3 protein-coding genes are annotated in these 6,890 nt (G+C 67.0%); 2 read left to right on the top strand and 1 reads right to left on the bottom strand.

Going from position 1 to position 6,890, the window contains the following annotated elements; all coding sequences use genetic code 11:
- Positions 1-75: 75 nt before the first annotated feature.
- A complete protein-coding gene (locus AC5P9C_RS19780) occupies positions 76-2,388 on the bottom strand; it encodes a ribonucleoside-diphosphate reductase subunit alpha (RefSeq protein WP_313287657.1) in 2,313 nt (770 codons plus the stop codon).
- Positions 2,389-2,870: 482 nt separating this feature from the next.
- Between AC5P9C_RS19780 and AC5P9C_RS19785 the strand changes: the two genes are divergently transcribed.
- Both AC5P9C_RS19785 and AC5P9C_RS19790 read left to right on the top strand, forming a co-directional pair.
- Positions 2,871-3,848 (top strand): zinc-binding dehydrogenase, encoded by a 978-nt coding sequence (locus tag AC5P9C_RS19785; protein WP_053462989.1) that lies wholly within the window; start codon positions 2,871-2,873, stop codon positions 3,846-3,848.
- A gap of 201 nt (positions 3,849-4,049) precedes the next feature.
- Positions 4,050-6,677: a TonB-dependent receptor gene (locus AC5P9C_RS19790; protein ID WP_414615023.1), complete on the top strand. Its 2,628-nt coding sequence runs from the start codon at positions 4,050-4,052 to the stop codon at positions 6,675-6,677.
- Positions 6,678-6,890 lie beyond the last annotated feature (213 nt).

Genomic DNA, 6,890 nt, shown 5'->3' on the forward strand with positions numbered 1-6,890 from the left:
CCGGCCAGCGGCCGGCACTACCGTGGGTTGCGGGGTTGCCGGCCGGCGGCCGGCACTATCGTGGGTTGCCGGCGGTCAGCTGGCGCACCACTCGCATTCGCTGATGTCGATGTCGTTGGAGCGCACGTAATAGGTGGTTTTCAGGCCTTGGCGCCAGGCGCTGAGGTGCAGCTCCAGCAGCGTGCTGGCGCGGATCGTGCTGGGCACGTACAGGTTGAAGCTGATCGACTGGTCGACATGGCGCTGGCGGCGCGCGTTCTGGCGCACGCTGGCGAACTGGTCGACCTTGTAGGCGCCCTTCTCGTAGTACGGCCAGGTCTCCAACGACAGCCCCGGCGCCGCCACCGGCCGCCGGAAGTCCTTCTTCTCCTCGTAGTAGAACGCGCTGTAGATCGGGTCGATCGAGGCGGTGGAACCGGCGATCTGCGCGGTGCTCATGTTCGGCGCCACCGCCAGCAGCCAGCCGTTGCGCAGGCCGTGCGTGGCCACCTGGTGGGCCAGGCTGTCCCACGCGGCGCCGCTGTAGTCGCGGTCGCGGAAGTAGCGGCCGTTGTGCCAGTCGCTGCCGGCGAACATCGGGTAGCTGCCCTTCTCCTTCGCCAGTTGCGCACTGGCCTGGACGGTCAGGAAATTGATGCGCTCATACAGGCGGTCGGCCAGTTGTTCGGCCTCCGGTGAATCCCACTGGATCGCCTGCTGCGCCAGCAGGTGGTGCCAACCGAACGTGCCCAGTCCGATCGCGCGGTACTTGCGGTTGGTGATCGTGGCCTGGGGCACCGGAAGCGCGTTGAGGTCGATCACGTTGTCGAGCATGCGCACCTGGATCGGGATCAGGCGCTCCAGCACATCGGTGGCCAGCAGGTCATCCGGCGCACGGATCGCGCGGCCGAGGTTGATCGAAGACAGGTTGCAGACCACGAAGTCGCCGGCACGCCGGGTCGTGACGATCTGGTCGCCGCTGACGATCTCCTGGATCATCCGCGTCGGGCTCATGTTCTGCAGGATCTCGGTGCACAGGTTGCTGGAATGGATCATGCCCGCGTGCTTGTTCGGGTTGCGGCGGTTGACCTCGTCGCGGTAGAACAGGAACGGGTTGCCGGTTTCCAGCTGGCTGAGCATGATCCGCTTGAACAGATCGATGGCCTTCACCGTACGTCGGCTGATGCGCTCATCGGCCACCAGTTCGGCGTAGCGGTCGCGGAAGCTGCCCGAACCGCGCTTCTCGTCATAGACGTCCTGCAGGTACCAACCCTTGGCCTGCTTCACTTCGTGCGGGTCGAACAGGTACCAGTCGGCACGGCGCTCGACCGCCTCCATGAACAGGTCGGGCACGCACACCGAGGTGAACACATCGTGCGCGCGCAGGCGCTGGTCACCGTTGTTCAGTCGCAGGTCCAGGAACGCTTCGATGTCGCGGTGCCAGATGTCCAGGTACACCGCCACCGCGCCCTTGCGCTGGCCGAGCTGATCAACCGACACCGCGGTGTTGTTGAGCTGCTTGATCCACGGCACCACGCCGCCGGAAGAATTGGGCACGCCGCGGATCGGTGCGCCGCTGCTGCGCACGTAGCCCAGGTAGGCACCTACGCCGCCGCCGTGCTTGGACACGCGGGCGATATCGGTGTTGGAGTCATAGATGCCCTGCAGGCTGTCGTCCACCGTATCGATGAAGCAGCTGGACAGTTGGCCGCCCACTTTGCCGGCGTTGGCCAGGGTCGGCGTGGCCACCGTCATGTACAGGTTGGACAATGCCCAGTACGCCTCGCCGACCAGCTGCATGCGCCGCTCGCGCGGCTTTTCTTCCTGCATGAGATACAGCGCGATGGTCAGCCAACGCTCCTGCGGCAGTTCGTAGACTTCGCGGCTGCGGTCGCTGGCCAGGTAGCGCGTGGCCAACAGGTACAGGCCGTTGTAGGCGAACAGGCGGTCGCGCTCCGGGTCGATCATCTCGCCGGCCTGCTGCAGCTCTTCCTTCGAATAGCAGCGCAGGATGTCGTTGCTGTAGATGCCGCGGTCAGCCAGGCTTTCCTGCAGGCCCACGTAGGAGCCGTACTTCAGGCTGACATCGTAGAAGCGATTGCGGCTGGCACGCTTGTACAGGCGGCGCAGGTAGATGCGCGCGGCGAACTGCTCCCACTCCGGCGCGACCAGGTCCACCCGCGATTCAGCCTCACGGATCAGCAGATCGACCAGATCATCGGCAGTGATGCTCGGCTTGCGCTCGACCATCGCCTGCACCACGCGGCGGTAGTCGCTCACATCCAGCTGCGGGAACTCGGCATGCACGGCATCGATGCTGCGCTGCAGGCGCGCGGCGTCGAACGGCAGGCGGCGATTGCCGGCCTCCTTGGTGATCCAGGTCGGCACGCGCTCGCCGCCAGCGCGCATGGCGTCGCCGGCGCCGGCCAGATCGGCCGCGCGGTAGGTGTTGTCGGTCATGGTCCTGCGTCTCCAGGCTCGCACGCACTGCGGCGTCGATGCCGTGGCAGCCCTGCACGCGATACCGGCGCTCGGGGCGATCGGGGTGGGATGCCAAAGCGCGGGAACACCAGGTCGTCGGCAAGTGCCTGCGCCTGCGGCCGGTATCCGGGCCGTGGGGGCGACCTGTGTCCGCGCGATGGCGGCCGCGTCGACACGGCAAGCCTTCAGGGGCGGGCCGCGGGACGTTTGCTGCATGTCCGGCGGCGGCGGCTGACCGGGAGTGACGGCCACAACATAGTGGGGATAATTCCAACCGTCAACACAAGATGCGGTAATCGCGACATGCCGCGACGATCCGTCGCAGGATGCCGTGTTGCACCTGCAGCACCTTGTCGACGCGGCGTATGTCCCCAGTTCGGTACAACATCATTTTCTCCGGAACCTCGCTCATGCGCGCTGCCCAGTACCCCTCCTTCGGCGATCCGGCCGACGTCCTTGCCATCGCCGACGCCGCCCTGCCCGAGCCCGGCCCCGGCGAGGTGCGCATCCGCACTGTGCTGGCCTCGATCCACAACCACGACCTGCTGACCGTGCGCGGGCTGTATGGCTACAAGCCGACGCTGCCGGCGATTGGCGGCAGCGAAGCACTGGGCGTGGTCGACGCACTGGGCGACGGCGTCGACGGCCTGCAGATCGGCCAACGCGTCGCCGCCGCATCGGTGCACGGCACCTGGGCCGAGGCGTTCGTCGCACCGGCCCGCATGGTGATCCCGATGCCGGAAGCAATCCCGGACGAAACCGCTGCACAGCTGATCGCCATGCCACTGAGCGCATTGATGCTGCTGGAGTTCCTGCACGTCGAGCCGGGCCAGTGGATCGTGCAGAACACCGCCAACGGCGCGGTGGGCAAGTCGCTGGCGATGCTGGCGCGGGCGCGCGGCGTGCACGTGGCCAACCTGGTGCGCAATGCCGATGCGGTCGCGCAGCTGCAGGCGCTGGGCATCGATCATGTGTTCGACACCTCGGTGGACGGCTGGAAGGATCGTGTGCGTGCAGCGACCGGCGAAGCGCAGGCGGCGGCCGCGGTGGATTCCATCGGTGGCGACGCCAGCGGTGACCTGGTCGACCTGCTGGGCCACCACGGCACGCTGGTCTCGTTCGGTGTGATGAGCGGCGAACCGATGCGCATCCCGGCCGGCGGCCTGATCTACAAGGAGGCCACGGTGAAGGGTTTCTGGGGCAGCAAGGTCAGCCAGGCGATGGCGGTGGAAGACAAGCGCCGGCTGGTGGGTGAGCTGCTGAAGCGTGCGGCCAGCGGCGAACTGACCTTGCCGGTGGAGAAGATCTTCGCACTGGACGACATCGCCCAGGCGGCGAAGGCCGGCGCCGGTTCGGGCCGCAACGGCAAGGTGCTGCTGCGGCCTTGAGGATCGGACAACCGGGGTCAGATCCCTTTTCGTCGCAAAGGGATCTGACCCGCACGAGCGGGTGCGCGCCAGAGCTCCGCGGCCCTCGCACCGTTCGTTAAGAACCTGTGATGTATAACTGAATGCGCTTTCGTCATTGGAAGGCGTACTTGCCTGCATGCGGTACTGACGGCTCCTCCCCCGTTCGGCGTTGTCGCTTCCATGTACCGCACCACCCTGAACCTGCTTGCCGGCGCGATCGCGCTGGGCCTCACCGCCGGCGCTGCCGGCGCCGCTGAAACCGCCGACTCCGGCAAGGACAGCACCACCCTGGGCACCGTGCTGGTGACCGGCTCCAACATCAAGCGCAGCGACACCGCCGGGCCGAATCCGGTGCAGATCGTCAGCCGCGAACAGATCGAGCAGACCGGTCGCTCCACTCTCACCGACGTGCTGCGCAACCTGTCGGCCAATGCCGGCAACAGTTTCGACGAGCAGTACACCGGCAGCTTCGCCGCCGGCTCGGCTTCGATCGGCCTGCGTGGCCTGTCGCCGAAGAACACGCTGGTGCTGGTCAACGGCTATCGCGTGTCCAACTTCGGCTTCGCGCTCAACACGCAGGACACCTTCGTCGACCTCAACGCGCTGCCGATCAGTGCGGTTGAACGCATCGAAGTGCTGAAGGATGGTGCCTCGGCGGTGTACGGTTCCGATGCCATTGCCGGCGTCATCAACATCATCCTGCGCAGGAACTTCCAGGGCGTGGAAGTCGGCGGTGGTTTCGGTACCGCCACCCAGGGCGGCCTGGACGAACGCAAGGCTAACCTGCTGGCCGGCTTCGGTGATCTTGAACAGCAGGGTTGGAACGTGTTGTTCGGGCTGGACCTGCTCAAGCGTGATCGGCTTGATGCAGACCAGCGCGCCTATACCCGCAGCGGCGATTTCCGCGACAGGCCCGGTGGCCGCCTGGCCGGCTGGTCCACCGCCGGTGGCAACTGGCTGTCCAACCCGCGCGCACCGCAGCCGTTCGCCAGCTGCCCGGACGGCAGCCAGTTGCGCCCCTACAGCGATTTCGGCAGCACCCTGCCCGGCCAGGCCTGCGCATTCAACGCGCAGCCGTTCAAGACCCTGCAGCCCGGCGCCGAGCGCCTGCAGGCGTCGTTGAGCGCGACCTACCGCTTCAACGACAGCGTCGAAGCCTTCGCCGATGTGCTGTACAGCCACAACAAGGCCGACCAGATCTTCAGCGCGCCGCTGACCGTGGGCCCGGGCCTGCGCGCGTACAACCCGGCTACCGGCACGCTGATCGACGTGCCGGCGGTGCTGCCGGTCGGCCACCCGAACAACCCCGGCAGCACGCCGCTGCCGTTCGAGTACACCTTCTTCGATCTGGGCCCGCGCCTGAAGGACAACACGCAGGTGTTCTACCGCGCCCTGGCCGGCGTGCGCGGCAGTGGCGAACGCTGGGACTGGGAAGTGGCGGCGCTGACCTCGCAGAGCGCGCAGCGCGAATACGTCGACAATTTCGTCAACCGCTATGCGTTCGAGCAGATCCTGCGCGATGGCAGCTACAACTTCCTCAACCCGTCCAGCACGCCGGGTGCGCTGGATGCGCTGCGCCTGCAGACCAAGCGCCCGGGCTGGTACAGGCTGCACTCCTTGAACGTGAAGGCCTCGACCTCGCTGTGGGAGCTGCCGGCTGGTGCGGTCGGCTTCGCCTGGGGCGCCGAGTTCCGCAAGGAGTCGCTGGACGCGCGTACCAGTGCGCAGGTGCTGTCGGGCACCGAACTGCGCCCGGCGATCAACGTGGTCAACGGCGAGCGCCAGGTCAGCGCCGCCTATGCCGAACTGAGCGTGCCGCTGCACCGCACGCTGGAACTGCAGGTGGCCGGTCGCGGCGACCACTACGACGATTTCGGCAACGCGTTCTCGCCGAAGGTGGCGCTGCGCTGGCAGCCGCTGGACAGCCTGCTGCTGCGCGGCTCGTTCTCGCGCGGCTTCCGCGCACCGTCGCTGCCGGAAATCGCACCGGGCCAGACCATCAGCTACGGCTCGGTAATCGATCCGCTGGACCCGCTGCAGCCCGGCGGCAGCCGTGGTGTGACCAACATCCGCACCGGCAATCCGGACCTGAAGGCCGAGCGCTCGCGCAACTTCAACGTGGGCGCGGTGTGGTCGCCGGATGGCGATACCAGCATCGGCCTGGACTGGTACCGCATCGAGCAGGACAACCTGGTCAAGCCGGACAGCGCGCAGTTCATCGTCGACAATCCGGCGCTGTTCCCCGGCCGCGTGCAGCGTGATGCACAGGGGCGCATCCAGTTCATCACCAACCAGTACGCCAACCAGGGCGAGCTGACCACCTCCGGACTGGACCTGGAGGCCAACCGCAGCTTCCGCACCGAGGGCTGGGGCACCTTCACCGTCGCCGGCAGCTGGACCCACCTGCTCAGTTTCAAGCAGCCGCTGGTGGCCGGCCAGGCGCCCTATGACGGGGCCGGCAACAACCGCCACGGCGCGCTGCCGCGCACCCGCGGCACCACGTCGCTGAACTGGGCGGTGGGCGACTGGAGCAGCACGCTGAGCCTGCAGTACGTGAGCGGTTACGACCAGCGCGTGGCGACGGCCACCAGCAATCCGGGCCTGCGCGACCGCGTCAAGCCGTACCACCAGCTGGACCTGTACGTGGCGTATGAAGGCATCGCCAACACCACGTTGTCGCTGTCGATGCTGAACCTGACCGACAAGGACCCGCCGTTCGATCCGGCCGGTGGCTCCAACGGTTTCGACATCAGCCAGTACAACCTGCGCGGGCAGTTCGTTTCGCTGGGCGCGCGCTACCGGTTCTGATGCACCAACGGGGCGGCGGTGATGCGCCGCCCCGTTCGCGTTGCCGGCCAGCGGCCGGCACTACCATCAACGTGCATCACCGGCTCAGGTGCAGGAACTGCAGGTGCCGTTCGTACTGGCTGATGATGTCGTTGATGATCTGCTTGCGGCTGTACACCAACAGGTCGTAATCCTGGCTCCGCCCTGTCCGCGGTAGAGTCGACTGTCAGTCGA

It is taken from the genome of Stenotrophomonas sp. YJH_SMC_10 (assembly GCF_059371555.1).

Bases quoted from the DNA above. Each gene is read 5' to 3' on its own strand.
- AC5P9C_RS19785 (WP_053462989.1), top strand. From the start codon at position 2,871: ATGCGCGCTGCCCAGTACCCCTCCTTCGGCGATCCGGCCGACGTCCTT.
- AC5P9C_RS19790 (WP_414615023.1), top strand. From the start codon at position 4,050: ATGTACCGCACCACCCTGAACCTGCTTGCCGGCGCGATCGCGCTGGGC.
- AC5P9C_RS19780 (WP_313287657.1), bottom strand. From the start codon at position 2,388: ATGCGCGCTGGCGGCGAGCGCGTGCCGACCTGGATCACCAAGGAGGCC.